At 54.8% G+C, this 17282-nt stretch carries 17 protein-coding genes and 1 pseudogene; 9 read left to right on the plus strand and 9 right to left on the minus strand.

Features of this window, described 5'->3' with window-relative positions; genetic code table 11:
• Positions 1–276: 276 nt before the first annotated feature.
• A complete protein-coding gene (locus K1567_RS24055) occupies positions 277–1977 on the plus strand; it encodes an AIPR family protein (RefSeq protein ID WP_220698936.1) in 1701 nt (566 codons plus the stop codon).
• A gap of 396 nt (positions 1978–2373) precedes the next feature.
• Here the strand turns inward: K1567_RS24055 and K1567_RS24060 are convergent, their stop codons facing one another.
• Complete coding sequence (locus K1567_RS24060) at positions 2374–3000, minus strand: recombinase family protein (RefSeq protein ID WP_213547809.1); 627 nt, start codon at positions 2998–3000, stop codon at positions 2374–2376.
• 299 nt (positions 3001–3299) lie between these two features.
• On the opposite strand from K1567_RS24060, the gene K1567_RS24065 reads away from it, so the two are divergent.
• The gene (locus K1567_RS24065; protein ID WP_213547807.1) at positions 3300–3986 is read left to right on the plus strand and encodes a hypothetical protein; all 687 of its coding nucleotides are present in this window, start codon (positions 3300–3302) and stop codon (positions 3984–3986) included.
• Between the two features lie 14 nt (positions 3987–4000).
• Here the strand turns inward: K1567_RS24065 and K1567_RS27665 are convergent.
• Positions 4001–4215 (minus strand): annotated as a pseudogene (locus K1567_RS27665) (hypothetical protein).
• A gap of 262 nt (positions 4216–4477) precedes the next feature.
• Complete coding sequence (locus tag K1567_RS24070; RefSeq protein WP_213547805.1) at positions 4478–4753, minus strand: helix-turn-helix domain-containing protein; 276 nt, start codon at positions 4751–4753, stop codon at positions 4478–4480.
• 106 nt (positions 4754–4859) lie between these two features.
• Between K1567_RS24070 and K1567_RS24075 the strand changes: the two genes are divergently transcribed.
• Both K1567_RS24075 and K1567_RS24080 read left to right on the plus strand, forming a co-directional pair.
• Positions 4860–5180 carry a hypothetical protein gene (locus K1567_RS24075; protein WP_213547803.1) on the plus strand — a complete coding sequence of 107 codons (321 nt, stop codon included), beginning with the start codon at positions 4860–4862 and terminating at the stop codon, positions 5178–5180.
• 54 nt (positions 5181–5234) lie between these two features.
• On the plus strand, positions 5235–5543 hold the full coding sequence (locus K1567_RS24080; RefSeq protein WP_213547802.1) for a hypothetical protein: 309 nt from the start codon (positions 5235–5237) through the stop codon (positions 5541–5543).
• 500 nt (positions 5544–6043) lie between these two features.
• Here K1567_RS24080 and K1567_RS24085 read toward each other — a convergent pair whose 3' ends face one another.
• The 3 genes from K1567_RS24085 to K1567_RS24095 form a co-directional block, all read right to left on the minus strand.
• Positions 6044–6712, minus strand: coding sequence for a hypothetical protein (locus K1567_RS24085; protein WP_213547800.1), 669 nt, complete (start codon positions 6710–6712; stop codon positions 6044–6046).
• Between the two features lie 97 nt (positions 6713–6809).
• Positions 6810–7517, minus strand: a complete 708-nt coding sequence (locus K1567_RS24090; RefSeq protein ID WP_213547798.1) for a hypothetical protein — start codon at positions 7515–7517, stop codon at positions 6810–6812.
• A gap of 511 nt (positions 7518–8028) precedes the next feature.
• Positions 8029–9321 (minus strand): site-specific integrase, encoded by a 1293-nt coding sequence (locus K1567_RS24095; RefSeq protein WP_220698937.1) that lies wholly within the window; start codon positions 9319–9321, stop codon positions 8029–8031.
• A gap of 405 nt (positions 9322–9726) precedes the next feature.
• Between K1567_RS24095 and K1567_RS24100 the strand changes: the two genes are divergently transcribed.
• The 4 genes from K1567_RS24100 (at position 9727) to K1567_RS24115 (ending at position 13978) form a co-directional block, all read left to right on the plus strand.
• Positions 9727–10155, plus strand: coding sequence for a hypothetical protein (locus tag K1567_RS24100; protein WP_034099692.1), 429 nt, complete (start codon positions 9727–9729; stop codon positions 10153–10155).
• Positions 10156–10214: 59 nt separating this feature from the next.
• The gene (locus K1567_RS24105; protein ID WP_220698938.1) at positions 10215–12176 is read left to right on the plus strand and encodes a hypothetical protein; all 1962 of its coding nucleotides are present in this window, start codon (positions 10215–10217) and stop codon (positions 12174–12176) included.
• A gap of 157 nt (positions 12177–12333) precedes the next feature.
• Complete coding sequence (locus tag K1567_RS24110) at positions 12334–13380, plus strand: N-acetylmuramidase family protein (RefSeq protein ID WP_040269099.1); 1047 nt, start codon at positions 12334–12336, stop codon at positions 13378–13380.
• 1 nt (position 13381) lies between these two features.
• On the plus strand, positions 13382–13978 hold the full coding sequence (locus K1567_RS24115; protein WP_034138934.1) for a hypothetical protein: 597 nt from the start codon (positions 13382–13384) through the stop codon (positions 13976–13978).
• 58 nt (positions 13979–14036) lie between these two features.
• Here the strand turns inward: K1567_RS24115 and K1567_RS24120 are convergent, their stop codons facing one another.
• A complete protein-coding gene (locus K1567_RS24120; protein WP_034099688.1) occupies positions 14037–14948 on the minus strand; it encodes a DUF2167 domain-containing protein in 912 nt (303 codons plus the stop codon).
• A 74-nt stretch (positions 14949–15022) separates the two neighbouring features.
• Positions 15023–15886 (minus strand): LysR family transcriptional regulator, encoded by an 864-nt coding sequence (locus tag K1567_RS24125; protein ID WP_034099687.1) that lies wholly within the window; start codon positions 15884–15886, stop codon positions 15023–15025.
• Positions 15887–15988: 102 nt separating this feature from the next.
• On the opposite strand from K1567_RS24125, the gene K1567_RS24130 reads away from it, so the two are divergent.
• Entirely contained in the window at positions 15989–16948 is a 960-nt protein-coding gene (locus K1567_RS24130) for a DMT family transporter (RefSeq protein WP_220698939.1), read from the plus strand.
• On the opposite strand, the gene K1567_RS24135 is transcribed toward K1567_RS24130, so the two are convergent.
• Positions 16862–17233 (minus strand): VOC family protein, encoded by a 372-nt coding sequence (locus tag K1567_RS24135; protein ID WP_047881285.1) that lies wholly within the window; start codon positions 17231–17233, stop codon positions 16862–16864. The two genes, K1567_RS24130 and K1567_RS24135, sit on opposite strands and share 87 nt — an antisense overlap.
• Between the last annotated feature and the right edge of the window lie 49 nt (positions 17234–17282).

Below are 17282 nucleotides of genomic sequence, written 5' to 3' on the forward strand. Positions count from 1 at the left end.
AGTGTGACGGCGTTTAGGTACACCTAAGTGGTGCACTGTGCTGGCAATCCTACCTTGTTAATTTTGTTCACACCAATGTAGCCACTCAGTGGGCGATTTCGCCTGTGAATCGCCACTACCGATAGCTGCTATGAGGCAATGCGAGCTTCGTTGACTCATTATTGCGTGCTCTAGCTGGGTGTTTAGCCTGTTGTATTGGCTGCCGCATGATGGCGCATGATAGCATTGCGACATCGAAGGAAACGCCTTTCAAACATTGTAAAAGGACTTACGCAAATGGCTCTGTCACCCACTCAAAAAACTCCTGCCCAACGTAAGGAGCTACTCGCTGCGATTGACTCGCTAGCTAAAAGGGGCGGTATAAGTCGTGATAGAGCCCTAGCTGCATGGTACGCGTCCACTCTTCTGGGGATTGACGAAGACGAGGCAATTGATGCTGCCTCGGTAGACGGCCCGGAAGATGCTGGTTGTGATTTTATTTACATCGACGATGACCAGCAGACTATTTATATTCTTCAAGGATATGTTTCCGAGAGAGCAGATAAAAGTGCTGGTTTGAAAAAATGGAATGCGCTAGTTGGTGCTGTTGCTAGCGTTAAAGACCCTATTATGTTTCAGTATGCGGGTCGAAATGACATATATGATAGATTGACTGAAGGAGATACAGACGGTTATAGCATGGTCTTTGGCTTGGTAACGCTCGCAGCTAAATCTGATCTTATATCAAGAAACAGAGAGGCAACTGTTCGTTCCAGAAGTTATGGTGATGTCTCTTTCTTCTACGAATACCAAGATACTTTGTATGATAAGTATCTAGTGGTGAAAGCTGCTGATCGTAATGTTCCGCAGGATAGCTTGCAATTTAATGGCGGTATTGCTGAGCTACGCGGGGAGTTTGGGTATTCAATAGTTGGTTCTGTATATGCTGGAGAGCTATTTCGACTATACAGCCAGTATGATAATCAACTATTTGAGGGTAATGTTCGGCTTTTTATCGGTCAGCGAAAGGGCGGTATTAACGAGAAGATAGTCGAGACCGCAGAAAATAGGCATGGTGATTTTTGGGCTTTGAATAATGGCATCACAATAGTTGCCGATTCATTTGAGGAAATCGCTGCGAATAAATACACAATCAGAAGCTTCTCCATTGTCAATGGTTGTCAAACCACAGTTAGCTTATCTAAAGCTATTGAAAATAGCCCCAATGCAGGGCAATCGCAGGTATTAGTGCGTGTGGTGGCGGCTAAGAAAGCATTGCTTACAGATATTGTTAGGTACAACAACACGCAAAACCCGGTTAAGCTTGCTGCTGTTCGATTGCTTGATCCTATTCAAGAAAGTTTGCGCACCACATTTTCTACTATCGACTATACGTATGCGCCCAAGCAAGAGGGTGCAAGAGTAATGAAAAACTCGAAGAGGATAGAGTTGGATAAAGCCGCTCAGTATTTGGCTGCTATGTCCGATGATACCATTCTCGAAGCTGTCACGAGAAAGATGGAGCTATTTGATCGCTTTTATAAAATGGTATTTCCGCGAGGGTTAACAGCAGAAAAAGTTTTCCTTGCGTGGTTGATAGCTCATGAAGTTGAAGTAGAACGAGCTGTATTGCTTAATGCAGCCGGTGTGCCTGACGATAAAGTGATGAAGGTTATTTTAGGTATACACGGTACTCCGTGGGGGATTTTTGTTACTAATTTCCTAATTGACCGTCTTGGTACTGACGTTTCGAAACTGACCTTAAGTAAGATGGTTGGCGATGATTTCAAAAATGCAGTAGGCAAGTACTCTAGAAAGGCGATGGAATTTTACTCCGAAATTGCAGTTAGTATTGTAAGTTCGGATGATGAGGCTGCGAGTGTTCGAAATGAAATTCGTGTAAAGCCTTTTCTAGACAAGTTGAAGAGAACACTTGCTCTGAAACTAAATAACTCCGCTCGATGGAAGTTACCAAGGCTTCATAATATTTCTAATTGATGTGGCTTTGCCCTCGTGTCAGTTGGAGAGCTGAAATGCAAGGGCATTCTATTTGGCAAAATTGAAGCTATAACGATTGCCGTGATGGATACTGCCAACTCATTGCAGTGTTGGTCAGGCGTGCTGAAAGTGGTGGTATACCTCCGGTGTTGCTGGGAGAGAATAAGCTGGGCAATTTCAAATCCCGCGCCGCGTAGGTCGAGCACTTGAGGTGCGTTCTGTAGTTCTGGTTGGAAAATATAAGCTAGGGTGTGCTGGATTCGAAAAGCTGGATTTAAGCGAGGGGTATCAAGCCACTGGCGAGCGCCCAAAGGGAAAGCGTCTACTTTTCTAAAATAACTCTGGGCACCTCTCCAGTCGGTGCTCTACGTCAGAAGGCCGTCCGCAGGGCGCTCATCAGGCGACGGTTGTTTCTTTCTTGATCCTGTACACAGTGGCAACACCACAGTCAGCCAGCTTGGCAATCTGATCAGCAGACATGGTTGGATGCTTAAGCATGAGCGACTGCACATCAGCCCACTTGGCTACGTTCCTGCCTTTGCCTGCTGGCTTCCACTTAGGATTAGCAGCTTTCTTGTTTTCCAATCCTTGCTTGATGCGCTCCACACGCTTCTCTTGATCCAATCGAGCCATAGTTGCCATCAAATCAATCAACATGTTGTTGATCACATCCATGATTTGCCCAGTAATTCCTTTGGCTTCAACCAACATGTGACTGGTAGGTAGATCAGCTACCACCAACCGAAGTCCCTTGGCCTTGATAGTGGCCTTGAGAGTGTCCCAGTCTGCTTGTGAGAGGCGGCTCAGGCGGTCTACGGACTCAACCAACAGCACGTCTCCAGCCTTGGCTTTACCAAGCAAGGCGAGCAGCTCAGGACGGTTGAGCTTGGTGCCGCTGATGTTCTCGGCATACACGCCAACGATGTTCAAGCCCTTCTCGGTAGCGAACGATTCCAGAGCAACTCTTGCACGGTTGGCATCTTGATCTTTGGTCGATGCTCGAAGGTACAAGTGGGTGTTCATGAGATGCTATCCTTTGTCATTAGATCTGATAGATAAATGATAATATGATCATATAGCTTTCTGCAATAGGCTATTGATAGTTATTTCCTGACAGCGCTTGGACTACCGTAAAGGTCTACTTCTTTGATAGTCAGCGATGGCAACATTCTGCCAGTATAGGTTGGATATCGAGAAATCCCGATATCTGGCTTGAAAGACAGACAATTGGCCCAATTTGATTTTGGGCATCCAAGGTGAGGGACCGTCTCAGCAACGCTGGTATGAGTTGGCCCGTCGCCCCCTACATATGAGGTTTGAGTGTGGCCGCACATCTAGACGAAGCTGAAAAACAAATCCTTGGTGCTTTGTTAGCGGATTTTTCCGACCGTGCACTGACCGCCGATCAATTGAGTTCAGGATATGAAGGCCCTCAAGTATCTGATCTCACGGCAGCAATCTGTGCAGGTGGAGATATCACACAGGTCGACTTTGACGTTGCTTTTTCCGATCTTGAAAAGAAGGAGCTAATTAAAACAGGGCCATTCGCATTATATAAGAACAAACCCGGCAGTGGGGTAGTGTTTATCGGGGGATACAGCAAGCGAGAATATGCTGGTTTGACTCAACTGGGGTACAAGACTGCTCGGCAATCGCCGAATAGACCGAGCAGGGTTCCTCGTATTGTGAATAACGTGCACATTTCTGGCGGCCAATTTTCTAACTTGCAGCTTGCCGCTGGCAACAACGTTACTCAAAAGATGGATTCGGGGTCAGGTGTGTACGGCGACATCTTAACGAAATTAGTTGCGATACTTGAGAAGCAAGGACAAGTGGTTTCAATAGATCAACGAAAAGATTTAGCATCAGCTATTGAGGAAGCGAGCGAGGGCAACGGGAAGCAGGCTAAAAGCATGCTTGAAAAGGTCTGCGGACCCGCATGGGAGTCCGTGCAGCCTGTGATGTGGCCGATTGTTGGCGAACTTATTAAGAAAAGCCTCGGGCTATAGGCGATTGAGAGCGATTATTGCCTAAGTTTGAGAATTCCAGCGGTGATAGCGGATGCATTCGCATCGAGAGCTTCCATCGCAGCGACGGCGTGCTCATGGGCTTCGCTAGAACCACTGGCTCTAGCCATAGAGCTACTTCTTCGATTGCAGCGGCTAGTGCGTACTGGTTGTGCAGCAGGAGGGTTAAGACGTCTGCTGCTGCTATGCGGGCATCTGTGGTTTCTGGCATAGAGGGTGTCCTTAATGGCGTGTGGGCGTCTCATGGCCCTCACGGTGCTGCTAGTTACCCTTTGGTTTCGTTGGTTTCTTCGGCGGTGGAATCGTCTCTACCGTCGTGGTGTTCGGACGCCGTTTTGCCTCGTCGATAGGGATAAAGTCCCCGGTCTTTGAATCCCTGCCACGCTTGTTAACCACGTGCTGTGCTCCTAATCGCTTACCGCCATTTTGGCGACATCATCAACGCTAGCTTAGGTTGCTAGTTCCGCAAGGGTTCAAGCTGACGAGGGGCTGTCGTTCTGTCGCTCCTCCCATAATGACTTTTCAAACTCTACGATCAGCTCGGTAAGACCAATCCCTAGGACTTCACACAAGTCGCGAAGCTGCACTATATCCAAGCGGCGTGTCCCATTCTCAACGTCACTCATGAATGACTGCGGACGCCCCAGAGCCTTTGAGCACTGTACTTGAGTCAGTCTAGCCGCCTTCCTATGTTTCTTCAGTAGGGTCAGCAGGACTGCGTGTTCGGGTTTGTAGATCGTTTTAGGCATGGCTGGATAACTGCGAGGTGAGCAGCCCCCAACCTATATCTGGTTTTCAGATATCTGAATTTGGGATATTATTGCCCTCTACCTACCGCACCAATGGAATCGCTTGATGAACACCATTTCTCGCATGCTGTGCCTGCTGCCCTTGATCGCATCTGCTACCGCTACGGCTGACACCTATCCTAAGCGGACACTCGTTGCCGGTTCGATGGTCTGCTTCAAAGCTGGTGACTGGACAAAGCTGGTAGAGGCTTCGCTTGATCAGGATGAAGATGAGGCTGAAAGCTTGATCGGCTCGGGAAAGTGCCGAACGATTTCAACTGCTACTAAGGTCAACTTCATCGAAGGTCCGAAAAATGGAGACAAGTCAGCATTGATTCAGCTACCAAGCGGCAAGACTGCCATGACAGCCAATGGTTGGTTGCGTTGATTTTACTCAATGGGCCAATAGGCACACCAACCACTGACCGAGTTAGGGCGGGGCATGAACGAAAAGCTGTTTGTACTGGCAACGCAGAAAAAGAAAACCAATCACATCCTCCACCTGCTGATGTGTATCCCCACTTGCGGGTTGTGGCTCTTCGTCTGGGGCATCACCATGCGGAGCAATGATGCACACAACAGGAGGCTCGACAAGCAAATCAATCAGATCATGCACTACAAGACGCAAGGCTTGAGTGATACCAGTACCTACCGACAAATCAAGAATGACCAACTGAACTCTGATGTCTATCAAGGGCGGGTGATATTTATGATTCTAGTTGTTGTGTTCCTCTACTTCTACCTGCGGTAACTGTTACGCTCGTAAAGCGGAGCTTTGAACATGATACCTTTCCAGCTCCGCTGAAGTGTATACGCACCAAAGTCTTTATACCGAAAACGTCAGTTTTCAACTGTACTCAGCTCCGGCGTGACCGCCGACATTCCTTCGGATGTAATTAAATAATAAAAAGAAGATCACACAAATTCAGCTCTTCGCTTGTGATCTTGCTCTTGATCTTTTTTTGCTGGTGCAGAAAGAACACCTTAGGTGGTCAGGGTTAACACGACAGGCTTGCCTGTCAGTAGTCATCTCTCTTTGAAGTTGCTTGGTATTATCTGTTTTTTATACTGAACGCTCTTCAAGTGAGTCAGCTTTGAACGGAATTTTCGAGAGGTATCAAGCTCAGTCGTACCGGCTGAAACATTCCACTCAATGTGTGAATGCTTAAACTTCATATCCGAGCGTAAATTCATTGTCGTGAAATCCCCTACCAAAGGTCGTTCGTTTCTCTCTCTCTTATCCGAGCGTAATTAAACGATAGCCAATTCTTGCAGGACATCCGCACTATCAGCATAGTACGACTCGGCAAAATCCACTTCGTACTGGAGTTGCTGGAGTACAGCCGGATTGCGTTCAAGGTAAAGTTCCATTCCGCCAATGGCGAGCCGTGCACACTGACAGACTCTACGTGCTTGCTGGTCGCTTATAGTGCGCAATCCTTCAAGGCGGATCACGCGCTTCACCGCTTCAACACTTATCTCATCCAGCAGACAAGCGCGTAGTACGTGTGATGGGCTCACGTTCAGTTTGCCGTTACTGACAAGACCTACTGTGGCGCTGCCACCAAAGACAAAATCGTCCATCCATCCACGATGTTCAGCGTGGGCTACCTTCAACAAGCTGGCGATCGAGTTGTATTTCACTTTGGGCTTTGGCCCGCGTTTAGCTCGTTGGGCGTCAAGGTCAATCACCCCATCTGGCAAACCTTCTACTTGAGCTTCGGTAACATTGGGGTGTGGCGTCGGATCAAGCTCAAAGTTCAGGTATACCGCTGAGGTCTTGCAGACCTGGGGCAATGGGTAATCGTAGGAAGATGGGGCTAGGGAGTGGGTGGTGTAGCTTCCCAGTAGTTGGCCTGTGGCTGGGTCAACGATGAATCCGTCAATGTTGTGCGTGCGCATACGTGCGATGTGTTGCATGGGTGATTCTCCTGTTCAATTTAATTTTTCATAGGCATGTGCCTCGTTAGTAGTGGTTGCCGCAGGCGTAGACCTGCGGTAGCACTTGGGGGATAAATCAGTCGCGGATGTGGGCCGACAGGTTCATAAGTCTGCTAATGACTCTCTCGTCGATCAGCCCGTCATAGAATTCGGCCAACTCTTGTCCATACGATTGCCTTGCCTGCTTGTAAGCCTCGAAGGCTGCAATAGGGGTATCGAAGTGGCCCAGGTCTTTCACACTGCCATACCTTGAAATCCGGACAACAAAGCCTGATCCGCTGGAGTGGACGTATACGCCACGCGGGAGTCTTGCTCGCAGTTTTCGAGAACCCTTGAAAATCAGATTTAGGCTCTTTGGGACTACCGTGCAGTGCTCGGGTGAGTACGTTGTGTTCAGCGGGTCCAAAATGTCTTTGTCCAGCTCGGCGTCAGCCTCGAACGCGTAGGGCTGCATGGAGTACCACGCTGCGAACTCTTGATAGTCCCACCACTTGATACAGACACTGCAACCTTCATAGGCAGCAGCCTTCTTGGGGCCGTAGGAACGCCGCATCATGTTGGACCAAGTTTTGTGTGGGGTGCCCTTGCCTGTCTTGAAGTAGGGCAGCCCCATGGCCTTGCGTCGATCCCGACTGTTGTAGCCGATGCCGTAGGTCAACTTCTTATCCTTCGGTGCTCCGAACAGCGGCAATTCTTCCCCGGGGGTGTAATCGAGTCTGTGTCCGGCAACGTAAGGGAGTACGAGGATGGTTCGGCTGACGTCATATATGCTTTGTTGTTGCATTTGTTACCTCCGTTTGGTTGAAAAATGGGCAATAAAAAACCGACTCAAGGTCGGCATCGGAGGCTCGTCATTCTTCTGTCTCGGAGGGGCAGGAATTTAGCTATTCGATGTCGTTAACCTCATGTTGGTATGCACTTGCTTTGCAATGGTCATGGCAATTCTCATGGTTTGCTGTGATCGCCAAATGGTGGTCAGCCAAATATCAGGCGTTAAAAAACCTCCTGCGGTTTCGTGCATTTTCAGCACTGGCCACGTAGAGGTCTCTCGGCGATCTGTTCTGCCCGCTGAGGCAGGTCACTAATACTACACGAATTCAGACGAAAAGCAACCCCTGCGGGTTGACATTTCCGTTTTCCGCGTTTTGAAAACTAGTTTCATGGCGAGGAACGCCTTTTGCTTAGCTCAGACCACCCACACGCCCCGTAAACATAGGGCTTGGTATAAAAGGCGAATAGGTGGCGTCGATTTGGAACCAATGTTTCAAGGAGGTTTACGGCGGGTTATTCGGGAGTTATTCAATGTGCCTCAATGCCTCGACCATCGCCTTGAGTGGCGTTCTGCTGCCGTAGATGCCAAAGGTCACGGAACTGTCTTCATGTCCCACCATCCGCTTGATCAGTGAGTCTTGCACGCCAGCATCACGCAGGTCATCGATGAAGGTGTGGCGGAAACTGTGGAAAGTTTTGCGTGGATCGGTAATACCCAGTTTCGCCTTGTAGCGTCCAAACCATTTGGATGGTGCGTGGCCCAGCTTTCCTCGCACGGCCCCCAGCTCGGGGAACAGTCGATCAGCCCCATTAACCCTGATTGACTCAGCGTGTTGCAACAATCCCTGTTCGATCAGGGAAGGATGCAGCGGAAGAACACGACGGCTGCTGGCGTTCTTCAGGTTCTGACCTTCACGGCTGTCGTCAATCCGAATGCATGGGATACCCTGTTGCTCAATGAAGTCATCGAGACGCAGTTGGCACAGCTCTTCCAATCGTGCTCCAGTGGCTCGCCCAAGCAGCGGCAACCAGTAGCGCCACGGATGCTTGCGAGCCTCCTTTCGCAGTCCCTCATGATTCAACAGAGCAGCTAGGTCATGCCGCTCAAAGGACAGTCGAGCTTCCTTCGCTGATCCCGTCATGACTTTCATGCCCGCCAGTGGGTTGCCAGTCACGTACCCGTTCGCCTTGCACCAGTTCATGAAGGCTGTGAGCTTGCGTAGGCGATTATTCACCGTCACGGCAGTGATGGTCTTGTAGGTACTGCCGGACTCCACCACCTGCTTCAGCGTCTTGCCCTTGAATTCGGGGCGTAAACCGAAGTACTGCGGACATAGGCTGAGCCGTTCCTTTAGCAGGCGTGCTTGGTGCGCATCGAAGGCGTTGGCGGGCATGTCACCCATCAGCTCGAACAGGTCGGATAAAGCTCGCTCGACTTCCTCGGTACTGACTTGTCGCCATGTGCCACCGCGTTTCCCTTCTTCTATGTACAGCTTTGAGAGTGCAGCGAGGGTCGGGCTGTCGCTGTTCCGTTTAGCTGTAACCGCCGTAGCACTCCTTGGAGCGGTTTGGATAGAGGGTATGGGTATTGAGTCCCGCCACTGCGAACACAACGCACGAAGCGTCTGAAGGTCTGTTAGAGGGTGCTCGTTGAGGTATTGATGAAGCCGCTGCACCAGTGATGTGGCAATGAACAAGGCGCTCTGACGATGCCGAATGCTCAGGCTCAATCGCAAAGTGTGACACCTCGGAAAGAGGTGCTTCGGCAGCTTGATATTCAGGTAATAGACGGCTTCGCGTCTGATGATGTAGGCCATGGGTGTGACACCAAAGTGTTACAGCAAAGTGTGACAGTGCTGGCTACACCCCGGAATTTTGACCGCCCGTGCTGAGTGTCGCACGGCAGATATGCTGCACCCTCATCAGCCTGAAACCCTTACCCCATAAGACCCGCAACGATTACCGAGCATGCTTGCATGCCACATGGTCAGGCCCGGAAGGGAGCAGCCACAGCGGGAACATTGTGTGCCGGGGTGTGGCTGGTGGGGTTGCCTCCATAACGCTCTTCTTTAGTTGTTCATCCCAATATCCAAAAAAACTGTTTGCGAACCATCTGCCCTTGAGCAGTCCATGGTGGCATTGTCGCGACGGCCAAAAACTCACGCCAGCTCGGCAGTTTATCGGTGGCATACTTCACTGCCTGGCAACCGGAGGCAGCGCAAGTGGAAAAAGTTGACGACCTCACACGAGAAAAACTGCGGGAATGGCAGATGCGGCGCTTGGAGATCAAGGACCGTATCCAGGCACACCCGGAGCAGACCCTGGCGTTGTCGAAGGTGTTGGACCTTATGGACGAGGAGCACGCCGAGATTATGAGCGGTGCGCAGTTTGTCCGTACTGCCGAGCCGAGCCCTGGGCCGAGCGTCGATCAGCCTCCACCGGTCACCGCTACCTACCAATTGCACTTGGACGTGTCCGCCCACAGCGCCGAAGACCTGCGGCGTTTGCTCGATATGGCCGTTCATGAACTGCAACGGCAGATTGAACTGGCCAGCGCCCCGGCCTCCACCGGGCCACGGCGTTACCCCGGTGGCATGGCGGGTTCTCTGGGTGGCTATCAATTCGAGGTGGGCGTCGGTCAGGATGCCTGACAGGCTTAGCCGCTGAATCCATTTGACTGACCTCATTCGGCCCCTGGCCGCGAGGATGTATGCAACCGGAACACTTCGATTTATCCAGCCCCGTTTTCCTGCCGGTTACCGACGACACCTGCAGCGCCTTGCTCGGTGCCGACGGTGCCACGCACCTGGACACCCTGACGGACCCGGAGCTGGCGGCGGTGCTGGTCATTCAGAATCTGGCGCAGGCCGCGCCAGCGGACCTCAACGGTGCCGCCGCCGAGCGTGTGCTGGTCAAGTTGATCGGTTGGGCGCTGAACACGCCGACGTCCGGCACGGCGGCGTTGCTGCCCGAAGCGCGGCGGTTGTTCGATCCGCGCAAGTTGTACTTCGGCATCAATGCGCTCAAAAACCTCAACCTGCGCCTGTTACTGGCCGAAGAGGTCGCGGCGCGTGATTATCTGCTGCCCGACGGCCAGTGGGATGTGACCTACAAAGTCCGCCAGCGGCGCAGCAACGATCCCTTCAGCCAGCAGATGATCACTCCCCGGCACCGCGAGCGTTGGCTCAGCCCGGCGCAGGACAAGCTGGTGCGTACCTTTCGCGCCAATCTCAATGAAGACCTGCACGTGCAAGGCTATGCCGGTATCGGCAAGAGCCACTTGCTGGGCGCGTTGCTGGAATGTCTGCGCCCGGAAAAAACCCTGATCCTGGCACGCACCGGAGCCAAATTGGCCACGTTGCGCGAGCGCATGGGGCTGACGCGGGACAGCAAGGCCGGTTCGACCTTCGCCGCGTTTGCCAAAGCGCTGTTACAGAACGGGCGGCCAACCGCAGACAAATCATCGGCCAGGTTGCCCAGTAAGCAGGCGGTGGCCCAAGCCCTGGATATCCTGGGTTGGCGCGGCCACGATGGTCAGGCGACGTTGAATGTGTGCCTCAAGGTGCTTGAGAACTACTGCGACTCCAGCCATCACAGCCTCTCGGCCCGACACTTTCCTCACTTCAAGCACGCCTTGTCCAGTCTGGATGCACAGGTCTTGCTGGAATACTCAAGCCGCGTGTGGACGTACCTGGAGCGCCATCCGCAGTGGGTCGTCCAGACCGAGTTCGCCACATTGTGGTTGATCAAGCGCGCCAGCCTGGAAGGCTGCGAAGTGCCGCCGCGGTTTACCCATGTGCTGATCGATGAAAGCCAGGACATCCCGGCCTCGTTGCTGCAGATCATCGAGCGCGGCCGTCAGGTGCTGATCACCCTGGGCGACGAATATCAGTTGGCCACCGGCGTGATGGTGCGGCGCAAGCGTGAAGTCCGGCACACCGATATCAGCTATTCGGTGCGTTCCGGCCGCAACGTCGAGCGCCTGGTCAACCCCTTGATCAGCGTACATTCTCAGAAGAGCAAGGTTCCGTTCGAAGGCGCGCGGGACGCCGATGTCGGCATCGAACATTACCCCCAGGGCTTCGTGCCGCCGGAAGGCTGCGTAGTGTTGACCGCGTCCCATTGGGACACGATGAAGTGGGCGATCCAGTTACAACAGGCCAATTGCCCGTTCGCCTTGTTCGACAGCGCGGCGCAGCGCGATCTGGAGCGTTTTATGATCAGCGCCATTGCGTTGTTCAAACCGCAGTTCTACAGCACCGAGCACACCGACAAAGGCCCCCACGCCTATTTCAGCGACCTGGCCGACTGGCAGCAGGTGCGTGAGGCCGGGCAGTTCGACGAAGCGTTCCTGTGGGTCGAGCATGAGCTGGAAAAAGGCTTCAACGTGGCCGATGTCACCCGCCTGAACCGCCTGGCCGGCGAGCCCGACAAACGCTGCCGGCTGATGCTGGCGCAAGAGGCCGGCGGCATGGAGTTCGACTGCGTGTTGCTCACCCCGGAATTGCTGAGCAACGTGAAGTTCAAGGATGCGTATGCCTTCGATCAACGATTGTGCGAGGTGTATATCGCGATTTCACGGGCCAGGCGCCAGCTCTATTTGCCTTACGATGTGGTCGAGTGGATCGATTACCACAAGTATCAGAAGACCCGTGAAATTCATGGTTATTAAGGGATTTAGTTCGGTTGTCTCACAACTTTTGAGCGCCCCTCTGGACAACCTAAAACTGCCTTGCTAGTTTCCGCCAGCCGCATGTTTCAGAATATGACAACAGTAACGCATTGATATTGAAGTGATATCACTTCTTTAACTAACAAGGATGTCTCTGATGAAAAGCCTGCAAGGGTTGCCCCGTCTGATCAGTGCTTCGGTGGGCGCTCCCGGTAAAGCCCGCAACTTGCCCGCCGATGTGCAGTGCATCCAGTATTTATTCAATCTGATCATTCCCAAAATGGGCTTTCCCCTGCCGGAAAACGGCAAGTGCGACGGCCAGTTGGTGCAGTGCATCAGCCAGTATCAGTTTCGCCACCTCAAGTACGCCCATCCCGACGGCGTGATCGACCCCACCGGTCGTACGTTCAACAGTCTGATCGAAGAGGCCGTCAAGGTGCCGGTCAAGGCCTCTCCGACGCTGCGCATTCCAACCTTCCTGAATGCCTTCGGCAATAACCACGGCGATGCAGTGCAGGCTACGGTGAATGTGTACTTGGACCGCATGCGCGCGATGATCGAGGCGGAGCGCCGCAACCGGCAACTGATGTTGCAGCCCACCTGCGACGGTGGCATGACCCTCTCCGACACTGATTTCCAGAACGCCGCCACCCAGTTGGGCAACGGCATTTCGGTCAATATCATCAAGGCCTTCGCCACCGTGGAATCCGGCGGGCGTTCGGGGTTCGGGCCGGCCAAGTTGCCGGTGATCGCTTTCGAAGGGCACCTGTTTCGCAAGTACACCAAGCGCATCTACGACCAGGCCCACCCGCTGCTGTCTTACCCCTACGTGAAAAAGGCCGGGCCGCAGTGGCAGACCAACAACAAGGACCAGATCAAAGCCTGGGAAACCATGGCTACTGCGTTTGCCTTGGATCAGGAAGCGGCCTTGATGTCGGCGTCCTGGGGCATGTTCCAGATCATGGGCTTCAACTTCGAATCGTGCGGTTACAAGACCGTGTTTGAATTCGCGGCCGCCTTGAAAGTGAATGCTGGCAACCAGCTCAAAGCCTTCCTGGGTTTCTGCAGCAAGAGCCCAGCGTTGATGAAAGCCATGAAGGCCAAGGATTTCACCGGCATGGCGCGTAATTACAACGGTGAGGACTACGGCAACTACGACGTCCTGATGAAGAAAGCCTACGAAAAACTTGAAGGGAAAAAATAGGATGACGCGTTTTCTGACGATGGGTGTGTTGTCGTTGTGCTTTGCAGTGCCGGCATTGGCCGCCAGCAGCGCTTTGCATTCGGGCAAGTATGAAGGCCTGATGCTGGCGGTCACGCCGCAGCAGCAGGTCGAAGGCTACTACGCCGAAGAAATGGGCGAGGGCGTCACCCGCGGCTGCACGTTTTACCTGCAGGGTAAACCGGGCGCGCTGACCACTTGGGGCCAGGAAGCTTATCCCGGCAGCATCGCAGCGTCTGGCGATGGCGTGACCCTGACCGTAGAACAAGGCCGCCAGCACCCCGGTTGCCTGAACGTGTTGATGCCGGAAATCGCCACCGGCCTGGACCTGAGCCAGACCGCCAGCAAAAACTGGATCGGCCTGGTCACGGTGTCCGCCGACAAGGCTTACTTGCAGAAAACCCCGGGTGCCAAGGTCGCTAAGCGCCCGTATATCGTCAAGCGTGACGTGGTCGGTGTGCTGGCGTACAAGGACGGCTGGGCCCAGGTCGAGTTCGTCAACGCCGAAGGCCGCTCGTTCATTGGTTGGATCAGCCAGGACCAGTACAGCCGTCTGGCTGCGCCCACCGCGCAAAACTGAGCCACAAAAAAACGCCGCCGTGTGTCTGGCACACGGCGGCGTTTTTTATGGGCGGGGTTCAGCCCTTATTGCGGCTGAACAACTTGCGGATACCGGCGAGCAACGCCACCACGCCGATGACCAAAAACTTCTTCGCCGCCAGCAGGAAAATGCCGATCTTGGCGAACAACCCGGCCTTGGCGGCGATCCCACCGGCCACCAGTGCCGCTAGGCCATAGGTGGCCATTTTGTCGGTGCTGGGGTTGAAGTCGGTGTACAGGTTGCCATCGGTGAAGTTGGTAAAGGCCAGCACCTTGGGCAGCTCTTGCTTGATGGTCGGCAGGTCGGCCATGGCGGCAACGGCATTGAGTTCCAGCACGCCTTCACGGCCCAGTACGCGGATGCTGTAGTTGAGGGTGTTCTGATCGGCGTCGTCGGCTTTCAGCTCGCGGGCCCAGTACATCTTGTGGGTGGTGTCGTCATAGTGCGGCGGCTCGGCCCAGCCCAGCAGATGCAGGCCGGCGTAGCCTTGTTTCTTGCGTTCCTGGTTCTCGGCCTCGTCTTCTTCCTGCATCTGCTTGAGCAGGTCGGCGTAGTCGATTTTCGCCGCGTCCTCGTCGGAAATATGCCCATCGGCCTTGTAGCTGACGATCACGCCCCAGCCACGCTCGGACAGCGGGCTAACGGCTTTGGGTACGATCATGCCCAGGGTCTTGAAGCCCGGTGGGTTGCCCCAGCCGTCGGTCAGCAGGCGTTCGGTATCGGCCGGGTCGAGGTAGTAGAACTCGTCGTTGAGTTTGAGGGTGGCGATGCCGCTGGGCAGGGTGACCGTGCCGGTTTTTTTCTTCAGCGAAGCCAGGAAATGTTCGGCGGTTTCAGCCGGTTCAGCGGCGGCGCTGGCTTCGACCGGTGCAGGTGTGGCGGCGGCGAAGGCGGGTACGACGGGCAGGCTCAGAGCAGCCGCCGCAAGCAACAAGCGGAAGTAATTCACGGTAGTCCCTTACATTTTGAATTAATTTCGCGGGAGGATAACGGAAAAACCTGCTACGGGCATCCAGATATGGCTTAGCCGAAGGTTTCGCGCAGCAAATCGGCAAACGCATCCCGCGCCAGGTGCCGCTGCGTGTCGGTGTGCCAGAACAGCAGATTGTCCACGGCCTCAAGCTCCTCGAACCGGTACGAAGCCAACTGACTGGCCTGCTCATAACGCGCCAGAATCCCTTCCGGCGCCAACGCCACGCCGATCCCGGCGCTGACGCAGCCGATGATCGTGCCCCAGCTGGCATAGGTGGCGATGCTCGGTGTGATGTCATGGGGTTTGAGCCAGTTTTCCAGTGCGGCGCGATAGGGGCAGCCACTTGGCCACACCAACAACGTGCGGCCCGCCAGGTCCTGTGCGCCGTGAATGGGCGCGCTGCACGCGCTGGCGATCAGCACCAGGCGTTCGCGGTAGACCACACTGTGTTCGAGTTTGGCCCGCCGGTTACCGGCGGCCACCAGGGCCACGTCCAGGCGATGGTGTTGCAGGTCGTCAAGCAATGGGCTCCAGGCGCCGGTCACCAGTTCCAGGCTGACTTGCGGGTAACGCCGGTGATACTCCGCCAGCAGCGGTGGCAAGCGGCCGCTGGCGCTGGATTCCACCGCGCCGATGCGCAAGGTGCCACGGGGGATGGCAGTGGCATCCACTGCGCGTTTGGACTCATCCACCAGCGCCAGGATGCGCTCGCAGTAGTCGAGAAAAATTTCACCCGCCGCACTGATCGCCAGCCCGCGTCCGGCGCGGATAAATAACGGCGTGCCCAGCTCGCTCTCCAGCTGCTTGATGCGCGTGGTGATGTTGGAGGGCACGCAATGCAGCTGCACGGCTGCCTGGGCCACGCTGCCCGTCTGCGCCACGGCGCGCACCATTTTCAGTTGGGCCAGTTCCATTGCTCAATTCCCGTGATTTCAGAAGTCAGAAACGCTTAATTGTCCTGCGCCGCGTCCGGGCCAAGACTGAAGGCCTTCTTTCGCGGTTTCCGGACGCTCTCGATGAACACACCGTCACGCCTGAAGCTTACGCTAGTCACCGCCAGCGTGATCCTCTGCTGGGCCTATTCGCCGATTGGTGTGCATCTGGGCCTGCACAGCTACAGCCCCGGCCAGCTGGCGTTGTTGCGCTTTTTGATCGCGTCGCTGTTTATGGCCGGGGTGGCGCTGGTACTGGGCATTGGCCGACCGCGCTGGCGGGACGTGCCCTGGTTGCTGGTGCTGGGGTTCTTCGGCGTGTTCCTGCACCACACATCCCTCAACTATGGACAGCAATGGGTCACGGCGGCGGCCTCCAGCGTATTGGCGCAGTCGGCACCGCTGTTCAGTGTGCTGATCGCGTTTTTGGTTTTGAAGGAGCGGGTGAGTGTGTGGCGTTGGGCGTGTGTGTCATTGGGGCTGGTCGGGGTAGGGGTGGTGATCTGCGGTGATCGGGGCATCGGCGAGATCGACCCGCGCGGCGTGCTGATCCTGCTGGCAGCGCTGTCCTGGAGTGTGTATTTCGCCCTTCAGAAACACTACGCCCATCGCTACAGCCCGCTGACCATGGCGTGCTACATGGTGTGGGCGGGCACCCTGATGCTCTGCGTGAACCTGCCGGGCCTGCCCGCGGCGGTGCTGAGGGCGCCGTTGACGGAGAACCTGGCGGTGCTGGTGCTGGGCATTTTTCCCAGCGCTCTGGCCTATCTGGCGTGGGGCTATGTGTTGAAACATGTGGAGGTCAGCCGCGCGTCGGTGGCGATGTACCTGATTCCGCCAGTGGCGATGCTGATGGCCGCCACTCTGCTGGGTGAGCAGGTGACGCCCTGGGTGGTGCTCGGCGCGCTGATCGTGCTGGCCAGCGTGGCGGCCATCAGCCTGGAGGGGCGCTGGCGCTTAGTCGTGCAGGCAGAATGCGCGCAATCGGTGGCCGTCGAGGTCCTCGGCGACGAAGGTATAGCCGAAGTCCAGATCCGTCGGTGACTGAATGATCGTGGCGCCCCGTGCCGACCACTGCGCGTGCAAGGTGTCTAGGGCGGTTTTGTCCGCCAGTGACAGCCCCACTTCCGCGCCGCCGCCCGTCAGCGTGGCGGCCGGTTCCACGGTGTGGCGCGACCACAGCCCCAGCTTGACGCCGTTATCGAGTATGAACAGGGCAAAGGTCGGGTTGAGTTCCACGGGCGGCTTATCGAGCAAGCGGCTGTAGAAATTCGCGCTGGTGGCGGGGCTGTCGACATACAGCAGGAAATAATGGGCGACGGTGTGCATGCAGGCTCCTTGAGGGCAGGCGGTTAAGTCAGCCCAGTCTAAAAGGTCG

The sequence above is a fragment of the Pseudomonas sp. S5F11 genome, from assembly GCF_019641515.1.
Classification (GTDB): Bacteria; Pseudomonadota; Gammaproteobacteria; order Pseudomonadales; family Pseudomonadaceae; genus Aquipseudomonas; species Aquipseudomonas rhodesiae.